Origin of the sequence: Demequina mangrovi, assembly GCF_000759715.1 — a bacterium.
Taxonomy (GTDB): domain Bacteria; phylum Actinomycetota; class Actinomycetes; order Actinomycetales; family Demequinaceae; genus Demequina; species Demequina mangrovi.
Genome location: NZ_BBLU01000004.1, coordinates 132,224 through 150,613 on the forward strand (window position 1 = coordinate 132,224; position 18,390 = coordinate 150,613).

The window sequence follows — 18,390 nt, forward strand, 5'->3', positions numbered from 1 at the left end:
CCTTGTAGTCATGGCAGGTAACTCGAAGCGCCGCGGCGCGACCCGGAACGCGGGGTCCAAGAAGGGCGCTCAGGTCGGCACCGGCGGCCACGGACGCAAGTCCCTCGAGGGCAAGGGCCCGACCCCCAAGGCGGAGGACCGCCCCAACCACAAGGCGTACAAGGCCAAGGTGCGCGCCGAGAAGGAGGCCGCCAAGCGGCCCCAGACTGCGGGCAGGACCACCCCGCGTGACCGCACCTCGCGCGCGAGCGACCTCGTGGTGGGGCGCAACAGCGTGCTCGAGGCGCTCCGCGAGGGCATGAAGGCCACGATGCTGAGCGTCTTCAACCGCATCGACGCGGACGACCGCATCACCGAGATCGTCTCGCTCGCGGTCGAGCAGGGGATCACCGTGCGCGAGGTCACCAAGGCGACGCTCGACGCGCTGGCCGACGGATCGCCGCACCAGGGCGTCGCGCTCGAGGTCCCGCCGTACGAGTACGCCGACCCGAAGGACCTGCTCGAGGCGCCCTCGCCGGTGCGCATCATGGCGCTCGACGGGATCCAGGATCCGCGCAACCTGGGCGCGATCGTGCGCTCGGCGGCGGCCTTCGGCGCGTCGGGCGTGCTCATCCCCGAGCGCCGCGCCGCCGGAATGACCGTCGCGGCCTGGAAGGTGTCCGCGGGCGCGGCCTCGCGCCTGCCCGTCGCGCGTGCGACCAACGTGGTCCGCACGCTCGAGGAGTACAAGAAGCAGGGCCTGTTCGTGCTCGGTCTCGCCGGTGACGGCGAGGTCGACCTCCACGAGTCGAACCTGCTCGACGGCCCGCTCGTCATCGTCGTGGGCGCCGAGGGCGAGGGCCTGTCGCGGCTGGTGCGCGAGGCGTGCGACCAGGTGGTCTCGATCCCGATCGCGGCCACCACGGAGAGCCTCAACGCCTCCGTCGCGGCCTCGCTAGCGCTCTACGAGGCATCCAAGGCGGCGGCGCGCGCGTAGCGGCGGGCCGGGCCCGCAGAGGCCCGGGGTCCCGCGAGGCTGAACGCTAGAAGCCGGCCTCCTCGGCCGCGGCATCGTCGTCCTCGTCCTCGATGGCGGCGCGCGCGGCCCTGGCCGCGAGCTCGCCCGTGAGCGGCGACCGCTCAGGCGCGGCGATGCGCGTCGACTGGCGACGCACCTGCGGGGGCGCGCTGGTCTCGGGCTCGGGCACCTCGCCCCACGCGTACGTGTTGTCGTTCTCGAAGGGGTCGCGCGCCTCGAACTCGGTGCCGACCTCGTCGGTGAGAGCGGGCAGCTCCGCGGTCATCTCCGCGATCGATCGCCCCAGCACCGCGCGCTCGTCGGGGCGCAGCGGCAGCACGTTCTTCACGTACGAGGCCGTCGCGACCGGCATCGGCACGTCCTCGCCCGCGGCCTCCGCGAGGTACCAGCGGTGGTCGAGCACCTCGTGGAACACCTGCGCGGGCTCGAGCTTGCCGCGCAGCTCGCGCGGGATGGCGCGCACCGTCGGCTCGAAGATGCTGGTGAGCCATGCGTGCGCGCCGAAGGCCTCGTCCTCGCCGATCTCGGGGTGGACGAGCCGGAACTCGTCGAGGTCGTTGAGCAGGCGACGGGACTGGTTCTCCTGGACGTCGAGACCCGTGAGGCGCATGAGGCGCCGCGAGTGGAAGCCGGCGTCCACGACCTTGGGCCGGATGCGCAGGCCTTGGCCGTCCGGGGTCGAGAGCATGTCGAGCTCGCCGACGTCGAAGCCCATCTCGTTGAGCGCGCGCACGCGCTCGGCGACGCGGAACGGGATGTTGGCGTCGAAGGTCTCGGTCGCGGTGAGCGCGGCCCAGAGCTTGTCGTACTTGGACTCGAGCCGCTGGCCGATCTTGAACGGGTCGATGCCCTCGTCCAGGTCCTCGTTGGCCTGGAGGTCGAGGATCTCGCCGATGATGTTGGTGGTCGCGATGTCGAGGTCGTACGCGCGCTGACCGTCGGTGAGCGTGTCGTGCAGGTCGCCGGTCTCGGCATCGACCAGGTAGGCGGAGAACTCCGAGGCGTCGCGCCGGAACAGCGCGTTCGAGAGCGAGACGTCGCCCCAGTAGAAGCCGTTGAGGTGGAGCCGCACCAGCAGCACCGAGAGCGCGTCGATGAGGCGGTTGAGCGTGCCCTTGCGCAGCGCGGTCGAGAACAGCGCGCGGTAGGGCAGGGAGAAGGCCAGGTGCTCGGTGACCAGGGCTGCGGAGAGCTCCTCGCCCATCGCGGTGCGGCGCTGCGTCACCACGGCGACCGCGTGCACGCACGGCGCCTCGAGGCGCTCGAGCTCGCGCAGCATCTGGAACTCGCGGTAGGCGATCTCGCGGTTGGTCTCCTTGACCGCGAGCACCGACGAGCCGTGGCGGACGAACCTCACCACGTGACGCGACAGACCGCGGGGGAGCGCGGCGATGACGTCCTCGGGCCAGGCCGAGAGCGGGATCTCCCACGGCAGCTCCATGAGGGCGGGATCGGCGGCGCCAGTGATGTGCGGCATGGGTCCAGCGTAACGACGGGTGCGTGGGACCTGGCGCACCGTGCCCGGGCATGCGAAAGGGGCGGCCCCTGACGGGACCGCCCCTTCCGGTGAAGCGCTGTGATCAGCCGGCGAGCGTGCGCGACGCGTCCGTCTGGACGACGTGCGTCGAGATGCGCTGCTGCGTGGCGGACGAGAACACGTGCTGCTCGCCCTCGCGGATGGTCACCCAGATGGTGTCGCCCTTGCCGGGGACGTCACGCGGGTCGACGCGGACGATGCCGTCGCCGGCGCCGCCGACCACGTTCTTCGAACCGGTCGCGACCGGGGTCGGGAGGGTGCCGTACACGTAGGCGTCGGAGCCGAGCTCCTCGACCACGTTGACCTCGACGGGGAACGCGCCGGGCGTGTTCGGCGCGACGCGGTCGAGCGACTCCGGGCGGAAGCCGAGGATGACGTCGCCGCCATCGGCCTCCGACATGTTCGCGATGGTGTCGCGACGCAGCTGGACCTTCGAGTCGCCGATGAGCGCGTAGCCGTCCTCGACGCGGAACGTCGAGAGGTTCATGGCGGGCGAGCCGATGAAGCCGGCGACGAACACGTTGGCCGGGGTGTCGTACATCTCGCGCGGGGTGCCGACCTGCTGGAGCACGCCGTCCTTGAGGACCGCGATGCGGTCACCCATGGTGAGCGCCTCGACCTGGTCGTGCGTGACGTAGACGGTGGTGGTGCCCAGGCGACGCTGCAGCGCGGCGATCTGGGTACGGGTCTGGACGCGGAGCTTGGCGTCGAGGTTCGACAGCGGCTCGTCCATGAGGAACACCTGCGGCTGACGCACGATCGCGCGGCCCATGGCGACGCGCTGACGCTGACCACCCGAGAGGGCCTTCGGCTTGCGGTCGAGGTACTCGGTGAGGTCCAGGATCTTCGCGGCGGCCTCGACGCGCTCGCGGATCGTGGCCTTGTCGACCTTCGCGATCTTCAGGGCGAAGCCCATGTTGTCGGCGACGGTCATGTGGGGGTACAGCGCGTAGGACTGGAACACCATCGCGATGTCGCGGTCCTTGGGCTGCACGTGGGTGACGTCGCGGTCGCCCACGAAGATCGAGCCCTTGTCGACGTCCTCGAGGCCGGCGAGCATGCGCAGCGAGGTCGACTTTCCGCAACCGGAGGGGCCGACGAGGACGAGGAACTCGCCATCTGCGATCTCGAGGTCGAGCGAGTCGACGGCGGGACGCTCGGTGCCGGGGTAGATCCTCGACGCCTTGTCATAAGTAACGGTGGCCATGGCCGTGTTTCCCTTCACCGGCAGGTACGTGCCGGACGATCCGTAGTGAAGAAATGCCGTTGTGGTGTCCACACTGACACTGCCGGGCTCATCCCGGCCCGCCCATCATGACACAGGCTGGGCGGGACCCGACACCACCCGTGGTCCCGGGCGTCGTGGAGGGGGCACGATGCGCCGGTAGGTTGGGTCCATGGCCGGACTTCAGCGTGAGGCAGGCGACGTCGTCGGGGGCTACCGCGTGCTCGGCCGGCTGGGCTCGGGCGGTTCCGGCTCGGTCTACCGGGTGGTCGACGAGGGCGGGGACGAGGCGGCGCTCAAGCTGGTCGACGCGCGCGAGGACGAGGTCGCGGCGGCCCGGCTCGCCCGCGAGGTGCGCGCGCTCCAGTCGCTGCGCCACCCGGCCGTCCCCCACATCCTCGACGCCGAGCTCGACGAGGACGAGACCTTCGTGGTCTTCGAGATCGTCGCCGGCGAGACGCTCTTCGACCATGTCCGGCACCACGGACCGTTCACCGGCGACGCGCTCGCGGCCTTCGCGGAGCGGACGGCCTCCGCGCTCGAGGCCGTGCATGCGGCGGGCGTGGTGCATCGCGACGTCACCCCGTCCAACGTGATGATCGGGCCCGACGGCCCGGTGCTCATCGACTTCGGCCTCGCGCACCGCACCGAGGACGCGCGCCTCACGCGCGAGGGCCTGGTGAGCGGCACGCCCGGCTACGTCGCGCCCGAGGTGATCGACGGCGCGGAGCCCGGGGCGCAGGCGGATCGGTGGTCGTGGGCGGCGACGGTCGCGTTCGCGATGACGGGCCAGGCGCCCTTCGGATCCGGGACGGGGGCGATCAGCCGCACGCTCGAGACCGACGTCACGCTCCCCGACCTTCCCGGCGCGGCGGTGCTGCGTGCCGCGCTCGGCCGCGACGTCAACGCCCGCCCGGGGATGCGCGACGTGGTCGCCGCGCTGAGCGGCGCGACCGAGGTGATGCCCGCGATCGCGCCGACCGCCGTCGCGCCGGTCGCGCAGGCCTGGGCCGAGCACGATGCCGCGACCGCGCCCACCACGGTGCTGCCGAGCGGCGAGCATGCCGTCGACCACGGCTTCCACGAGGCTGACGAGGACCCGTTCGACGGCGTCTTCGACGACCACGAGCACGTGCACGACGAGCACGACGAGCTCGAGGAGGAGCCGACCCCGCCGCCGCGTAGGCGCATGCTCCTGGTGCTCGCGGCGGTGGTGGTGGTCGCGGCGGCGCCGCTCGCACCCTTCGTCGCGTTCCTCGTCATGGTCGGCTTCGCGATCATCGCGCGCGGGGTGCAGCGCCGCGCGCTCGCGATCGGCGCGGCGGTGGTGCGGCGCGGCCGCCGCAGGACGTCCGACACCGTGGTGCAGACCATCGGCCTCCCGTGGCATGTGCTCCGCGCCGCCGTGGAGACCATCCCCGCGGCGCTGACCGCGGCGGCCGTCGGGGTGGGCGTCGCGGTCGGCGCACGATGGCTGGTGGTCGAGACCGATGCGCTGGGCTCGTCCGACGAGGGCCGCTACTTCGGCACCGCGCTGGCGCTCGCGCTCGGAGCGCTCGCGGCGATCATCGTGATGGCCTACGGGCCCTTCATGCGGACCACCCGGGACGGCGCGCATCGGCTCGCGGCGGCGGTCTCGCCCACCGGGGGGCTGACGGCCGCGTGGACGCTGGTGGCGATGACCGCGACGCTGGTCGCCGGCATCGGGATCTACGTGCAGGTAGACGCGTGGTGGTGGCCGCTCTCCGGCATCCCCGGGGGGTGACCGGAGGCGCGGGAACGTCGGGCCGCATCGGGACGTTGGGCGGGCAGGCCGGGTCCGCGCGGGCGGGTACCGTGGCGAGGATCGCAACACGAGGGAGTACGACGATGAGCAGCGAGACCGTCGAGGTCGAGGAGCGGGCGACCGGCGGCTGGGCGGCGGTGCAGCCGTGGCTCAGCACCGTGGTGCGCCTGGCGATGGCGGTGATCCTGGTCGCGGCCGCGATCCCCAAGATGGTCGACATCCCGCAGTCGATCATCGCGGTGCGCGCGTACGAGATCCTGCCCGAGGCCCTCGTGCCGCTGGTGGGCACGTTGCTCCCGTTCTTCGAGCTGCTGCTCGCGGTGTTCCTGTTCGCGGGCCTGTTCACCCGCCTGGCCTCCGTGGTGTGGCTGGTGATGATGGCCGCCTTCGTGACCGGCGTGATCTGGGCCTGGGCGCACGGCCTCAGCATCGATTGCGGCTGCTTCGGCGGCGGCGGCGAGGTCGCCGAGGGCACCACCAACTACCCTGTGCACATGCTCGAACGTGCGGGCTTCGTCGCGCTCGGCACCTACCTGCTCATCTGGCCGCGCAGCCGCTTCTCGCTCGACGGGTGGATGCGGGCGGCGTGACGGGCGTCCACTAAAGTTGTCGTGACAACCAACGACTGAAATCTGGAGAGATCGATGGCGAGCAAGAACACCAAGGCTCCGGACGCGCGCGCCGCGGCCAAGGCCCAGGCCCAGGCGCAGGTGCGCGCCCAGGAGCGCCGGACGATGCTGATGATCGTCGCCGGCTCGGTCGTGGGCCTCGCGCTCTTCGCGGGCCTGATCTTCTTCATCGTCAACCAGAGCAAGGTGCCCGAGCTCGGCACCGAGGGCGCGACCGAGCCCGCCTCGGCCGACGCGACCGGCGGCATCCCGGTGGGCACCGGCGGTGTCGCGGGTGCGGACGTCCCGACCGACGTCACGCGCGTCGACATCTACCTCGACTTCATGTGCCCGATCTGCAACGTGTTCGAGCAGACCAACGCCGACGACCTCGACGAGATGCGCGAGGCCGGCGACATCGCGGTGTACTACCACCCGATCTCGATCCTCGACCGCTACTCCAACGGCACGAGCTTCTCGACCCGCTCCGCCGGCGCGGCGGGCGTGGTCGCCCACCTCGCGCCCGAGCATTTCCTCGACTTCTCGGCCGCGATGTTCGCGAACCAGCCCGAGGAGAACTCGGACGGCCTGAGCGACGACGAGATCGAGCAGATCGCGCTGAGCGTGGGCGTGCCCGAGGACGTCGCGGCCAGCCTCGACGACGACGGCATGCTCAAGTGGGCGACCGCCGCGACCGAGCAGTCCTCGCAGGACGGCATGCGTGGCACCCCGACCGTGCGCGTGTCCGAGACCGGCGACTTCGCGGACGGCGTCATTCTCAACGAGACGGGCAACGACGACGCCCCGTCCGTCGACTACTTCACCGCGGGCAACCTCAAGGCGTACCTCGAGAGCCTGGGCTGATCCCGTCGCCCGAGCGCCGCATCGTCCTCAGGGGCGGTGCGGCGCTCGCGCGTTCCGGGCCCCGGTATCCTGGGCGCCCCGGCTGGCATGGCGCAATCGGTAGCGCAGCGCTCTTGTAAAGCGAAGGTTGCGGGTTCGAGTCCCGCTGCCAGCTCCACTCGCTCCTCGCGAACCCCGGCGGGACGCTCACCCCGCATCTGCGGGGTGAGACTGCGCCGTACGGGACACTCACCACGCTTTGGGCTGCTCGCGTCCGACCCCGGTGGAGGTGACGGTCCCGTGCGGCACCGATCCACGCTCAGAAGCATGGTGAGCGTCCCGGCGAGGATGGGGCGCGTCAGAAGAGCGCCGTGCGATCCGCTGGGGATCCCCAGCGGATGGGCGGCGCGCCCTGCTCCTCGAGCAACGCGTTCACCCGCGAGAACGGCCGTGAGCCGAAGAAGCCGTGGCGGGCGCTGAGCGGCGACGGATGCGCGCTCGCGACCGTCGGCACGGCGCCGAGCAGCGGGGCGGCCGACTGCGCATCCTTGCCCCACAGCACCGCGACCAGCGGTCCGCCGCGCGAGGCGAGCGCCGCGATCGCGTGCGCGGTCACGTCCTCCCACCCGAGCCCGCGGTGGGACGCGGACTCGCCGGGCCTCACCGTGAGCACGCGGTTGAGAAGCATCACCCCCTGGTCGTGCCAGTGCGTGAGATCGCCCGAGCCGAGCTCCTCGCCGGTGTCGTCGCGCAGCTCGCGTGCGATGTTGCGCAGCGACGGCGGCGTCCGCACGCCCGGCGCTACCGAGAAGCCCAGGCCGACCGCGTCGCCCGGCGTCGGATAGGGGTCCTGGCCGACCAGCAGGACGCGCACGTCCGCGAGCGGCAGCGTGAAGGCGCGCAGCACGGCGTCGGGCGCGGGCAGGTGCGGCTCGTCTCGCACCGCGTCGAAGGCGGCGAGCAGCCTGTCCTCGACCGGAGCGAGAGCCTCGGCCCAGTCCGGCGCGACCCCGGTGCGCCACGCCTCGTCCATGGCTCACACCCTAGCGACGGGTCGCCGCGCGCCTGTCCGAGCGCCTCCGCGCGCGCGATTAGGGTGGACCCCACCGACGAGGAGGAGACGATGGACGCGGCACCCGAGGCGCAGGGCTCTGTGCTCGATGAGCGCGCCGTCGCGATCCTCGCGCTCGAGCGACGCTTCTGGCGCTACGCGGGAGCCAAGGAGGACGCGGTGCGCGAGAGCCTGGGGCTCAGCGCGACGCAGTACTACCAGGTTCTGAACTCGCTCATCGACTCGCCCGAGGCGCTCGCGCACGATCCGGTGCTGGTCCAGCGTCTGCGGCGCATGCGCGACGCGCGCAGGCGCGGGGCCGGAGCGGCGCCCTTGAGCGCGTGAGGCGGAACGATAAGGTGTGCCCGTGACGAGCGACTACCAGCGTGACGAGTTCGACGAGATCGCCTCCTCCGGGGGCCCCGTCGGGGTGCATCGCGCCCCGCGCCCGTGGTGGACCGTCGCCATGGTGCCGCTCGTCGTCTTCATCGTCGCCGGACTGGTCGCCTTCATCGTCGCGCAGCTGTTCTGGAACACCGGTGTGACCCCGGCGTCCGAGTCGAGCGCGAGCCCCACGGTCGAGGCCACGGCGTCGGCCGAGCCCACGGCGGAGGCGAGCGGGTCGACCGACGGCGCGTCGGAGGAGCCCACCGAGGAGCCGTCCGAGACGCCTTCCGAGACCGCCGAGCCCGAGCCTGTCATCGACTACGAGGCGGAGATCGCGGTGCTCAACGGCTCCGGCATCACCGGACTCGCCGGCTCGAACGCGGCCATCCTCGAGGACGCGGGCTTCGCGGCCCCGGCGGCGGCCAACCTGTCGGGCGACATCCCGACCGCCAACCGCGTGGTCTACGCGGACGAGGCCTTCGCCGATACCGCCGACGAGGTCGCGTCGCTGCTCGGCATCGACACGGTCGAGATGGACGCGACCAGCACCGACGTCGACGTCGAGGTCCAGCTGGTCTCCGAGCCGTAGCCGGACCCGCGGCGCATCGCGCGCCGCAGCGGATCACGCCTGGGGCGAACACCGCTCACGGCGTTTGCACTCGACGGGGGAGAGTGCCAGAATCGGCGTTAGCACTCGGCAGGTCCGAGTGCTAAGAGACCTAGGGTTCTCCGCCGAGGTACGCGGTCGGGCGTGACAGGAACGCCGGCCCGCGCATCGTCCGTCGCGGGCGGTGGGGGACCGTCATCCATCGGAAGAGGTACTACCCCCATGGCAAAGATCATTGCCTTCGATGAGGAGGCCCGCCGCGGCATGGAGCGGGGCATGAACGCCCTCGCCGACGCCGTCAAGGTCACGCTCGGACCCAAGGGTCGCAACGTCGTGCTCGAGAAGAAGTGGGGCGCCCCCACGATCACGAACGACGGCGTGTCCATCGCCAAGGAGATCGAGCTCGAGGAGCCCTTCGAGAAGATCGGCGCGGAGCTCGTCAAGGAGGTCGCCAAGAAGACCGACGACGTCGCGGGTGACGGCACCACCACCGCCACCGTGCTCGCCCAGGCGCTCGTGCAGCAGGGTCTGCGCAACGTGGCCGCCGGCGCCAACCCCATCGCGCTCAAGAAGGGCATCGAGAAGGCCGTCGAGGCCGTCACCGCCCAGCTGCTCGAGGCCGCCAAGGAGGTCGAGACCAAGGACGAGATCGCCGCGACCGCGGGCATCTCGGCCGGCGACCCCGCGATCGGCGAGCTCATCGCCGAGGCGATGGACAAGGTCGGCAAGGAGGGTGTCATCACCGTCGAGGAGTCCTCGGCTCTGGGCCTCGAGCTCGAGCTGACCGAGGGCATGCGCTTCGACAAGGGCTACCTCTCGGCGTACTTCGTCACCGACCCCGAGCGCCAGGAGGCCGTCCTCGAGGACGCGTACATCCTGCTCGTCGAGTCGAAGATCAACTCGGTCAAGGACCTCGTGCCCGTGCTCGAGAAGGTCATGCAGACCGGCAAGCCGCTTATGATCATCGCCGAGGACGTCGAGTCCGAGGCGCTCGCGACCCTCGTCGTGAACAAGATCCGTGGCACCTTCAAGGCCGTCGCCGTCAAGGCGCCGGGCTTCGGCGACCGCCGCAAGGCGATGCTGCAGGACATGGCGATCCTCACCGGCGGTACCGTCATCTCGGAGTCGGTCGGCCTCTCGCTCGACAACGCGGGCCTCGAGCTCCTCGGTCAGGCGCGCAAGGTCGTCGTGACCAAGGACGAGACCACGATCGTCGAGGGTGCGGGCTCGGAGGAGCAGCTCCAGGGCCGCGTCCGCCAGATCCGTGCCGAGATCGACAACTCCGACTCGGACTACGACCGCGAGAAGCTCCAGGAGCGCCTCGCCAAGCTCGCCGGCGGCGTCGCCGTCATCAAGGCGGGCGCGGCCACCGAGGTCGAGCTCAAGGAGCGCAAGCACCGCATCGAGGACGCCGTTCGCAACGCGAAGGCCGCCGTCGAGGAGGGCATCGTCGCCGGTGGTGGCGTCGCGCTGATCCAGGCCGGCACGTCCGCCTTCTCGGGCCTCGAGCTCGAGGGCGACGAGGCCACCGGTGCCCGCATCGTCGAGGCCGCGATCACCGCGCCGCTGCGCCAGATCGCCGTCAACGCCGGCCTCGAGGGCGGCGTCGTCGTGGAGAAGGTCAAGGGCCTCCCGGTCCACTACGGCCTCAACGCCGCGACCGGCGAGTACGTCGACCTGCTCGCCGCGGGCGTCAACGACCCGGTCAAGGTGACCCGCTCGGCGCTGCAGAACGCCGCGTCGATCGCGGCGCTGTTCCTCACCACCGAGGCCGTCGTCGCCGACAAGCCCGAGCCCGAGCCGGCGATGCCCGCCGGTGGCGCGCCCGACATGGGCGGTATGGGCTTCTAAGCCCGTACCGCTGGGCTGAAGCCAGAACGAAGGCCCCCGTCCCCGGTTCGCCGGGGGCGGGGGCCTTCGTCGTGTCAGCGGCGCCGGTGCGCGGCCGTGACGCGAAGCCCGGAGGCCCGGAGCCTGGTGACGAGCTCGCGCGTCGAGACCTCGACGGCGCCGAGCGCGACGAGCGCGTCGAGGCGCTCGACCGGATAGTCGTAGTGGTCGAGGTCGAAGGCTCGCGGTGGGATCCCTGCGCGTCGGGCGAAGCCGTGGAGCTCGTCGAGCGAGGAGTCCGAGACGAGGTGGCCCCAGACCGTGCCGTGGCGGGGCCACAGAGGCGGGTCGATGAGGATCACCGTCCCAGGCTAGGCGGCGCATCGAGGCTGTCGGGTCACCTCGCGAAGAGCCGCGATGCGGTCGCCTCGGCCTCCTCGTACGAGCGAGCCGCGTGCGCGAGCGCCTGCGTGATGGCGTCGAGCGCGGACTCGACGTGCGTCTGCGCGCCGCGCCACTGCTCCCGCACGTCGCCGAAGGCGGAGGCCGCGCCGCCGCGCCACGATGCGTCGAGGCGGGTGAGCTCGGCCATGAGCGAGGCGACCTCCGCGCGGATCGCGTCGGACGAGCGCGCGGCGCGGGCGGAGGCGGCCGAGACCTCGGCCGCATCGACGTGGTACTGCATGGGATCCTCCTCGGGTTCGGGTGATCCCGACGCTAGGCGCGTACCGCGCGCGAGCGCCGCCGAGGGAGAGGCGGCGGGAGAGGTCAGGCGCCGTCGGCGGCCGGGGACATCGCCGCGATGGCCTTGTCGAGGCGCGCGAGCTCGGCGGTGAGGTTCTGGCGTGCCTGCGCCTCCCACGTCGCGCCCAGCGGGCTCGTGTACAGGCGGTCGCGCGACAGCAGACGCGCGACGATCGCCCGGCGGCTCTCCAGGAACCGGTCCTCGGGGATCTCCGCGTACTCCTCACGTACGTCGCGGATGTACGCCTTGTAGCGCTGCGGATCCGACGCCAGGATCGCGAGGTCGGCGTCGGACAGCACGGCCGCGTCCGGGCTGTCGGGCACCACGACGTGCCGCGTGAGGCCCTTCACCATCGTGGCGATCGCATCGATCTTCGCGTCCGGGACTCCGAGATCGCGCAGCTCCATCCGCGCATACTCCGCGCTCGCGTCCTCGTCCTCGCCGCCGCGCGCGGCGTAGGCCGACTCGGAGTCCGATGCGAACACCGCGCCGTGGTACCAGGCGGCCAGCCGCACGCAGTGGGGCCGCCGCGTCTCCTGCTGGAGCTCGTCGACCCGGTTGAGCAGCTCGACCAGGTGACGGACGTCGTGGAAGCGGCGCGCGGGGTTCTGCCAGCGCAGCAGCAGGCGCGCGCCCGCCTCGGCGACCTCCGCGTCCGATGCGGTCGCCCCCACCGCGGCGGCGTCCCGGACGTACGCCGGGAGCAGCCAAGCAGGCGCGGGTGCCGTGGCCATGTTCACCTCGAGTGGTCTGGGGATTCCCTCTACGCGACCAGTCTGCCCACATGACGCTGTTCGAGGCAAAGGTCTCGGCCGCGCGCCGTCGGCATGGGAGGGGTGCGCGCTGTCCGGTTAGAATCGTGCGGGGTGCCGAGCAGCGGCGCCATCCAGGACGAACGAGGTAGATGTGCCCACTGGCAAGGTGAAGTGGTTCGACTCCGACAAGGGGTTCGGATTCATCGCGAGCGACGACGGCTCGGAGGTCTTCCTGCACGCCTCGGCGCTGCCGGCGGGCACCACCGTGCGTCCCGGAGCCAAGGTCGACTTCTCGGTGGCGGACGGCCGCCGCGGACCGTCCGCCCTCAACGTCACCGTGGTGGAGGCGGCGCCGTCCGTCGCGGCGAACCTCCGCAAGAAGCCCGAGGAGATGACGGTCATCGTCGAGGACCTCATCAAGATGCTCGACGGCGTGTCGAACAGCCTGCGCAAGGGCCGGTACCCGGAGCCGGCTCGCGGCGCCCAGGTGGCCGCCGTGCTGCGGGCCGTCGCGGATCAGCTGGACGCCTGATGGCCAAGGACGCAGTGCTGATCGCGGCCGTCGAGGCCGCTCGCGAGGCCGCCGTCGAGACCGCGGGCGACGAGTCGCTGGTCGGCGAGCACCTCACCGCGACCTCTGTCGAGGACCGCCTGGTCACGCACCTCTTCGCGTGCACGATGCCGGGCTACCGCGGCTGGGTGTGGTCCGTCACGGTCGCCCGCGCGCCGCGGCAGAAGACCGCGACCGTGTGCGAGGCGCACCTGGTGCCCGCGGACGATGCGCTGCTCGCCCCGGCTTGGGTGCCGTGGGCGGACCGCGTCCGCCCGGGCGACCTCGAGCCCACCATGGTCCTTCCCTACATCCCCGGCGACAGCCGCCTGGTCCAGGGCTACGAGGCCACGGGCGAGGAGGACGAGGACCGCCTCGCGAACTGGGAGCTCGGCCTCGGCCGCCCGCGCGTGCTCGGATCCGACGGCCGGAGCGACGTGGCCGACCGCTGGTACCGCGGTTCGCACGGTCCGAGCGCCGGCTCGGCGATCGCCTCGTCGGCCCCGTGCTCGACCTGCGCGTTCTTCATCCCTCTGACCGGCTCGATGCGCATGCGCTTCGGTGCGTGCGCCAACGAGTGGTCGCCGTCCGACGGCCGCGTGGTGAGCGTGGACCACGGCTGCGGCGCGCACTCCGAGACCGACGTCGAGCGCGGCGCCACTCAGTGGCCCGACGCCGACCCGGTCTTCGAGAACGATGTCCCGGTCGCCCTGGATCTCACGCCGGAGCCGGAGCCCGAGCCCGAGCCGGAGCCCGAGCCCGAGCCCGAGCCGGAGCCTGCGGCCGACGACGTTGTCGAGGACGTCTCCCCGGGCGAGGCCCCCGTTGACGATGCCCCCGCCCCGCAGGAGGCCGGCGAGGACGCGTCCGAGCAGGAGGCCGCGGTCGAGGCTGCCGTGGAGGCCGGCCCCGTGGACGACGTCGAGCCGCGCGCGGACCGGTCCGAGACCCCCGTGGAGGACGGCGAGCCGGAGCGTCAGGCTGACTGAGGCGCCGGCATCGACGAGGCGCGTCGCCCGCGCGATCGCCGCGCGGGTCTACGTGCCCACCCTCGTCGCGGAGATCGGCATCGGCGCGATGCTGCCGGTGCTCGCGCTCTCGGTGGTCGACATGGGCCACTCGGTGGCGTTCGGCTCGCTCGCCGTCGCGGCCTATCAGCTCGGGCGGCTGCCCGGCTCCGCCCTCGGCGGCGCGCTCGTGCATCGGCTCGGCGCGGCGCACGCGGCGCTCACGGCGCTCGCCGTGCTGGGGCTCGGCGCGGTCGTCACCGCGATCGAACCGGACCTCGCTGTCTTCATGATCGGTGCGGTGCTGGTCGGCCTCGGGCACGCCTCGTACCACGTCGCCCGGCAGGAGCAGACCCTCGCCGTCGTGTCCCGTGCCGGCGTCGCACGGTCGCTCACCACGCTCGCGGGCGTGTGGCGCATCGGCAACTTCATCGGCCCGCTGCTCGGCTCGGTGGTGATCGCCGTGCTCGGCCTCTCGGCGACGTACTGGCTCGGTGCGGGCTGCATCGTGCTTGCGATGGCGCTGCTCGCGCTCGTGGGCATGCGCGGCGACCGGCGCATCGTCCGACCGTCGAGCCGGGTGGCGGTGCGCGACGTGATCCGCGAGCAGCGGCACGTGCTCTCGACGCTCGGCGTCACCGTGGTGGCGACGGGCGCGCTGCGTCAGGCGCGCATCGCGGTCGTCCCGCTGTGGGCCTCGCACGTGGGGCTGGATCCCGAGGTCGCGACCCTGGTGTTCTCGATCTCCGCGGGCATCGACATGCTCCTCTTCTACCCCGCAGGCGCCGTCATGGACCGCAAGGGCCGGCTGTGGACGGCGATCCCGTCGACCCTGGTGCTCGCGCTCGGCTTCCTCGCGCTGCCGCTCACTGACGGCGTCGCGCAGGTGACGGCGGTCGCGCTCGTGCTCGGCATCGGCAACGGATGGGGCTCGGGGCTCGTGATGACGCTCGGAGCGGATGTCGCGCCCGAGCACGGGCGGTCGGTGTTCACCGGCGTGTGGATGGTGCTGCAGGACGTGGGAGGGCTCGCGGGGCCGGCGATCGTCTCGGCAGGTGCGATGCTGGCGCTCCCGGTCGGGCTCGTCGCGGTCGGCGGCATCGGCCTCGCCGCTACCGCGGGCTTCGCCGCGTGGGTGCCGCGCACGCGGCCCGCGCACGCGCACCGCGTGGAGTGATCAGCGGAAGTTCTCGGTCGCGTACCAGGTGGTGCCATCGTCCGTGACGGCGGCACCCGCGCCCATCTGGGTGTACGCGGGGTTCATGAGGTTCGCGCAGTGACCCGACGAGTAGACCCAGTTGACGTGCAGCTTGTTCATCGCGGTGGACTCCGACATGCCCGTGGAGCGGTAGACGACGCCTACGTTCTCGGCGCCGGGCCGGGACGGGTTGTGCGCCAGCGCATCGGCGAGCGCCTCGGTCGAGGAGTCCTTCGCGGCCATCGACTGCGACCACGAGGTCGCGGCGGAGGCGAGCGATCCCGACCAGGACAGCGGCGCGATGCCGGCCTTCGCGCGCTCGGCGTTCGCGGCGCTCAGCAGGCCGCTCACGCTCGACGCGCCCGACGGGGACTGGGGGTTCGCGCAGTAGGCGGTGAAGTCCACGGTCTTCGGCTTGGCGCTGGTCGTGGTCGAGGTGGAGCCGGAGGACTTCTGCGACGTGGAGCCGCTCGACTTCTGCGAGGTGGAGCCGGACGACGTGCCCGACGAGCCGCCGGAGGACCCGCTCGACGAGCTGCTCGGCGCCGAGGCGGTGGTCGGGGCGGAGACGGGCGCCTCGACCGGCTCGGGCTCCGGCTCCGGCTCGGGGACCGTGACCTTCACCCGGTGGAAGGCGGTGGAGACGACATCGGCGTCGTCCGCGGTGATCGAGGGGAGCGGCTGGGGCTCGTCCGTGCCGATCTCGGGGACGTGGATCGCGTCCTGCGCGTACGCGGGGTTGGCGGGCACGAAGGTGTAGGCGCCCACGAGGGCCGTGGACGCGATCACGACCGGCAGCCCGCCGAGCAGGATGGCCGGAGCGTGACGACGACGTCGACGGCTGTGCTCCAGCACATCCTGCATCTCGGTCATGTCAGCAATCTCTCCACGAGGTAGTCCAGCGACTTCACCAGGCGGCCGACGTCCTCCGGATCCACCGCGGGGTACACACCGATGCGGATCTGATTCCTGCCGAGCTTCCTGTACGGATCAATATCGACAACGCCTTGAGCGCGCAGGTGACGGCGGAGCTCCGCACTGTCCACGCTCGGGTGCAGATCGATGGTCGCAACCACAGGGGAGCGAAGGACAGGGTCTGTGACGAACGTCTCAGTCCATCCCGTTCGCTCCGCCCAGGCGTAGACCAGGTCCGACGAGGCGCGCGAACGTGCCGCTGCGAAGCCCAGGCCGCCGCCCGCGAGCATCCACTCGAGCTGCGCGCGCATGAGGACGAGGGTCGCGACCGCGGGGGTGTTGAGGGTCTGGTCCGCGCGCGAGTTGTCGAGCGCGACCTTGAGCGAGAGCGACTCGGGGATCCAGCGGCCGCTCGCCGCGATCTCCTCGATGCGCGCGATCGCGGCCGGCGACACGATCGCGAACCAGAGCCCGCCGTCCGCCGCGAAGCTCTTCTGCGGCGCGAAGTAGTAGACATCGGCCTGGGCGATGTCGACCTCGACGCCCCCCGCGGCGGAGGTCGCGTCGACGACGGTGAGCGCGTCGCCGATCCCGGTCGGGCGCACCACGGGCACGCACACCCCGGTCGACGTCTCGTTGTGCGGCCACGCGTAGACGTCGATGCCGTCCTCGGCCTCAGGGAGGATCGCACCTCCCGCGGGGGCGGTGCGGACGGACGATGCCGACAGGTGGGGCGCGCCGCCTGTCGCCTTGGCGAACTTTGCGCCGAACTCGCCGAACGTGCAGTGCTGGGCGCGCTCGCGGACGAGGGAGAACGCCGCGGCGTCCCAGAACATGGTCGAGCCGCCGTTGCCGAGGATGACCTCGTAGCCCTCGGGGAGCGCGTACAGCTCGCCGAGCATGGACCTGATGTCGCGCACCAGTCCCTTGACCGGCGCCTGGCGATGCGAGGTGCCGAGCACGCCCGGCTGGCTCGCGACCAGGGCCTTCACCTGCGCGTCCGTCACCTTGGACGGACCCGACCCGAACCTCCCGTCGAGGGGCAGGAGGGCAGCCGGGATCTCGATGATGTCCGTCATGGCATCACTGTAGTGGCGCCCCGCCTGGCATCATGGCGCACGTGTACCGCCTGCAGCCCGCCCTTCAGAACTACGCGTGGGGGATGACCGAGGTCCTCGAGGACCTGGTCGGACGCCCTGTCTCCGGCGCGCCCGTCGCCGAGGCCTGGTGGGGCGCGCACGCGTCCGCCCCCGCGCTCGCGACCGCCGCGCACCATCAGGGCGCCGACGAGCTCGGGTTGCACCCCGGGGAGCAGGAGCCTCTCGACGCGCTCATCGCGCGTGCGCCGGAGACGATGCTCGGGCCGGCGCTCGCCGCCCGATGGGAGCGGCTTCCGTACCTGCTCAAGGTGCTCGCGATCGCGAAGCCGCTCTCGCTCCAGGTGCACCCGACGCTCGAGCAGGCGGAGGCGGGCTTCAAGGACGAGGAGGGCCGCGGCGTCCCCGTCGAGGCCCCGACCCGCACGTTCAAGGACCGGTCGCACAAGCCGGAGATGATCGTCGCCCTCACGCCGATGACGCTGCTCGCGGGCTTCCGTCCCGCATCGGCTGTCGCTCAGGACCTCGTGTGGCTCGGCCAGCCGTGCACGCGGCGCTGGGCGGAGGACCTCGCGAACGCGACGGAGCCCACGGTGGCGCTCGGCGAGTACATCCAGCGCGTGCTGCGTGATCCCGAGGCTCCCCAGGCGCTCGAGGCGCTCGTCGAGGTCGGCGGCCGCTCGGGCGTTCCGGAGTCGCTCGCGGTCGCCTCGGCGGCCGCGCTCGAGTTCCCCGGCGATCCCGGCGCGCTGGTCGCCATCGCGCTCAACGTCGTGCGCCTCACGCCCGGCCAGGCCTGCTTCACCGGGGCCGGCGTCATCCACTCCTACCAGTCGGGTGTGGGCGTCGAGATCATGGCGAACTCCGACAACGTGGTCCGGGCGGGCCTCACCCCCAAGCCCGTCGACATCGACCTGCTCGTCGAGCTCACCGACGGCACGCCGACCCCTCCGCCGGTGGTGGTCACCGAGACCGAGGGAGTCGTCACCCGCTACCCGGCTCCGGTCGACGAGTTCTGCCTGACGATGGTCGAGCGGGGGTCCGCGACCTTCGGACCCGGGCCCCGCATCGTGCTCGCCGTGGACGGCACCGCGTCGGTCCACGGGGAGCGCGGCAGCGTGGCGCTGAGGCGCGGCGAGGCCGCCTTCGTTCCGTACGCGGACGGTCGGCTCGTGGTCGACGCCGTGGGGACGGCGGTGGTGGTCGAAGCCCCTACCTTCAGGTCGTAGGC

19 protein-coding genes and 1 tRNA gene are annotated in these 18,390 nt (G+C 72.0%); 12 read left to right on the forward strand and 8 right to left on the reverse strand.

Annotated elements, in window-relative coordinates; translation table 11 throughout:
• The first annotated feature begins 10 nt into the window (after window positions 1–10).
• Entirely contained in the window at window positions 11–976 is a 966-nt protein-coding gene (gene rlmB, locus TR42_RS05195; protein ID WP_042213683.1) for a 23S rRNA (guanosine(2251)-2'-O)-methyltransferase RlmB, read from the forward strand.
• A 46-nt stretch (window positions 977–1,022) separates the two neighbouring features.
• Here rlmB and TR42_RS05200 read toward each other — a convergent pair whose 3' ends face one another.
• Both TR42_RS05200 and TR42_RS05205 read right to left on the reverse strand, forming a co-directional pair.
• Window positions 1,023–2,495, reverse strand: coding sequence for a DUF4032 domain-containing protein (locus TR42_RS05200; RefSeq protein ID WP_074789307.1), 1,473 nt, complete (start codon window positions 2,493–2,495; stop codon window positions 1,023–1,025).
• 103 nt (window positions 2,496–2,598) lie between these two features.
• The gene (locus TR42_RS05205) at window positions 2,599–3,762 is read right to left on the reverse strand and encodes an ABC transporter ATP-binding protein (RefSeq protein ID WP_042213684.1); all 1,164 of its coding nucleotides are present in this window, start codon (window positions 3,760–3,762) and stop codon (window positions 2,599–2,601) included.
• Window positions 3,763–3,952: 190 nt separating this feature from the next.
• Between TR42_RS05205 and TR42_RS14185 the strand changes: the two genes are divergently transcribed.
• The 4 genes from TR42_RS14185 (at window position 3,953) to TR42_RS05225 (ending at window position 7,195) form a co-directional block, all read left to right on the forward strand.
• Window positions 3,953–5,545, forward strand: coding sequence for a serine/threonine-protein kinase (locus TR42_RS14185; RefSeq protein WP_052405630.1), 1,593 nt, complete (start codon window positions 3,953–3,955; stop codon window positions 5,543–5,545).
• Between the two features lie 104 nt (window positions 5,546–5,649).
• A complete protein-coding gene (locus TR42_RS05215; RefSeq protein WP_042213686.1) occupies window positions 5,650–6,156 on the forward strand; it encodes a MauE/DoxX family redox-associated membrane protein in 507 nt (168 codons plus the stop codon).
• A gap of 54 nt (window positions 6,157–6,210) precedes the next feature.
• Complete coding sequence (locus TR42_RS05220) at window positions 6,211–7,038, forward strand: DsbA family protein (protein ID WP_052405632.1); 828 nt, start codon at window positions 6,211–6,213, stop codon at window positions 7,036–7,038.
• A gap of 81 nt (window positions 7,039–7,119) precedes the next feature.
• Window positions 7,120–7,195, forward strand: a tRNA-Thr gene (locus TR42_RS05225).
• A 180-nt stretch (window positions 7,196–7,375) separates the two neighbouring features.
• On the opposite strand, the gene TR42_RS05230 is transcribed toward TR42_RS05225, so the two are convergent.
• The gene (locus TR42_RS05230) at window positions 7,376–8,050 is read right to left on the reverse strand and encodes a uracil-DNA glycosylase (RefSeq protein WP_042213688.1); all 675 of its coding nucleotides are present in this window, start codon (window positions 8,048–8,050) and stop codon (window positions 7,376–7,378) included.
• A gap of 90 nt (window positions 8,051–8,140) precedes the next feature.
• Here TR42_RS05230 and TR42_RS05235 point away from each other — a divergent pair, with 90 nt between their 5' ends.
• The 3 genes from TR42_RS05235 (at window position 8,141) to groL (ending at window position 10,913) form a co-directional block, all read left to right on the forward strand.
• The gene (locus TR42_RS05235) at window positions 8,141–8,413 is read left to right on the forward strand and encodes a DUF3263 domain-containing protein (protein ID WP_042213691.1); all 273 of its coding nucleotides are present in this window, start codon (window positions 8,141–8,143) and stop codon (window positions 8,411–8,413) included.
• Between the two features lie 22 nt (window positions 8,414–8,435).
• Window positions 8,436–9,044, forward strand: a complete 609-nt coding sequence (locus TR42_RS14190) for a LytR C-terminal domain-containing protein (RefSeq protein ID WP_143058932.1) — start codon at window positions 8,436–8,438, stop codon at window positions 9,042–9,044.
• A 240-nt stretch (window positions 9,045–9,284) separates the two neighbouring features.
• Window positions 9,285–10,913, forward strand: a complete 1,629-nt coding sequence (groL, locus tag TR42_RS05245; protein WP_042213692.1) for a chaperonin GroEL — start codon at window positions 9,285–9,287, stop codon at window positions 10,911–10,913.
• A gap of 74 nt (window positions 10,914–10,987) precedes the next feature.
• On the opposite strand, the gene TR42_RS05250 is transcribed toward groL, so the two are convergent.
• The 3 genes from TR42_RS05250 to TR42_RS05260 form a co-directional block, all read right to left on the reverse strand.
• Window positions 10,988–11,254: a DUF4031 domain-containing protein gene (locus TR42_RS05250; protein WP_042213694.1), complete on the reverse strand. Its 267-nt coding sequence runs from the start codon at window positions 11,252–11,254 to the stop codon at window positions 10,988–10,990.
• Between the two features lie 35 nt (window positions 11,255–11,289).
• Window positions 11,290–11,577 carry a WXG100 family type VII secretion target gene (locus tag TR42_RS05255; protein WP_042213696.1) on the reverse strand — a complete coding sequence of 96 codons (288 nt, stop codon included), beginning with the start codon at window positions 11,575–11,577 and terminating at the stop codon, window positions 11,290–11,292.
• An 83-nt stretch (window positions 11,578–11,660) separates the two neighbouring features.
• Window positions 11,661–12,371 (reverse strand): HD domain-containing protein, encoded by a 711-nt coding sequence (locus tag TR42_RS05260; protein ID WP_042213697.1) that lies wholly within the window; start codon window positions 12,369–12,371, stop codon window positions 11,661–11,663.
• A 172-nt stretch (window positions 12,372–12,543) separates the two neighbouring features.
• On the opposite strand from TR42_RS05260, the gene TR42_RS05265 reads away from it, so the two are divergent.
• Genes TR42_RS05265 through TR42_RS05275 form a run of 3 tightly spaced genes read left to right on the forward strand, consistent with a single transcriptional unit; the run spans window position 12,544 to window position 15,126 of the window.
• A complete protein-coding gene (locus tag TR42_RS05265; RefSeq protein WP_042213699.1) occupies window positions 12,544–12,924 on the forward strand; it encodes a cold-shock protein in 381 nt (126 codons plus the stop codon).
• Window positions 12,924–13,931 carry a DUF3027 domain-containing protein gene (locus TR42_RS05270; protein WP_042213701.1) on the forward strand — a complete coding sequence of 336 codons (1,008 nt, stop codon included), beginning with the start codon at window positions 12,924–12,926 and terminating at the stop codon, window positions 13,929–13,931. Before TR42_RS05265 ends, TR42_RS05270 begins: the two co-directional genes overlap by 1 nt.
• Before the next feature lie 52 nt (window positions 13,932–13,983).
• Window positions 13,984–15,126: an MFS transporter gene (locus TR42_RS05275; RefSeq protein ID WP_052405635.1), complete on the forward strand. Its 1,143-nt coding sequence runs from the start codon at window positions 13,984–13,986 to the stop codon at window positions 15,124–15,126.
• Here TR42_RS05275 and TR42_RS05280 read toward each other — a convergent pair whose 3' ends face one another.
• Window positions 15,127–16,020, reverse strand: a complete 894-nt coding sequence (locus TR42_RS05280) for a CAP domain-containing protein (protein ID WP_042213703.1) — start codon at window positions 16,018–16,020, stop codon at window positions 15,127–15,129.
• Window positions 16,017–17,141, reverse strand: a complete 1,125-nt coding sequence (serC, locus tag TR42_RS05285) for a phosphoserine transaminase (protein ID WP_042213704.1) — start codon at window positions 17,139–17,141, stop codon at window positions 16,017–16,019. The genes TR42_RS05280 and serC overlap by 4 nt, the downstream gene beginning before the upstream one ends.
• A 32-nt stretch (window positions 17,142–17,173) precedes the next feature.
• On the opposite strand from serC, the gene manA reads away from it, so the two are divergent.
• On the forward strand, window positions 17,174–18,388 hold the full coding sequence (gene manA / locus TR42_RS05290) for a mannose-6-phosphate isomerase, class I (RefSeq protein ID WP_081953193.1): 1,215 nt from the start codon (window positions 17,174–17,176) through the stop codon (window positions 18,386–18,388).
• Window positions 18,389–18,390: the final 2 nt, after the last annotated feature.

Coding starts and splice junctions, on each gene's coding strand:
- rlmB (WP_042213683.1), top strand. CDS start 11: ATGGCAGGTAACTCGAAGCGCCGCGGCGCGACCCGGAACGCGGGGTCC.
- TR42_RS05200 (WP_074789307.1), bottom strand. CDS start 2,495: ATGCCGCACATCACTGGCGCCGCCGATCCCGCCCTCATGGAGCTGCCG.
- TR42_RS05205 (WP_042213684.1), bottom strand. CDS start 3,762: ATGGCCACCGTTACTTATGACAAGGCGTCGAGGATCTACCCCGGCACC.
- TR42_RS14185 (WP_052405630.1), top strand. CDS start 3,953: ATGGCCGGACTTCAGCGTGAGGCAGGCGACGTCGTCGGGGGCTACCGC.
- TR42_RS05215 (WP_042213686.1), top strand. CDS start 5,650: ATGAGCAGCGAGACCGTCGAGGTCGAGGAGCGGGCGACCGGCGGCTGG.
- TR42_RS05220 (WP_052405632.1), top strand. CDS start 6,211: ATGGCGAGCAAGAACACCAAGGCTCCGGACGCGCGCGCCGCGGCCAAG.
- TR42_RS05230 (WP_042213688.1), bottom strand. CDS start 8,050: ATGGACGAGGCGTGGCGCACCGGGGTCGCGCCGGACTGGGCCGAGGCT.
- TR42_RS05235 (WP_042213691.1), top strand. CDS start 8,141: ATGGACGCGGCACCCGAGGCGCAGGGCTCTGTGCTCGATGAGCGCGCC.
- groL (WP_042213692.1), top strand. CDS start 9,285: ATGGCAAAGATCATTGCCTTCGATGAGGAGGCCCGCCGCGGCATGGAG.
- TR42_RS05255 (WP_042213696.1), bottom strand. CDS start 11,577: ATGCAGTACCACGTCGATGCGGCCGAGGTCTCGGCCGCCTCCGCCCGC.
- TR42_RS05260 (WP_042213697.1), bottom strand. CDS start 12,371: ATGGCCACGGCACCCGCGCCTGCTTGGCTGCTCCCGGCGTACGTCCGG.
- TR42_RS05270 (WP_042213701.1), top strand. CDS start 12,924: ATGGCCAAGGACGCAGTGCTGATCGCGGCCGTCGAGGCCGCTCGCGAG.
- TR42_RS05280 (WP_042213703.1), bottom strand. CDS start 16,020: ATGACCGAGATGCAGGATGTGCTGGAGCACAGCCGTCGACGTCGTCGT.
- serC (WP_042213704.1), bottom strand. CDS start 17,141: ATGACGGACATCATCGAGATCCCGGCTGCCCTCCTGCCCCTCGACGGG.
- manA (WP_081953193.1), top strand. CDS start 17,174: ATGGCGCACGTGTACCGCCTGCAGCCCGCCCTTCAGAACTACGCGTGG.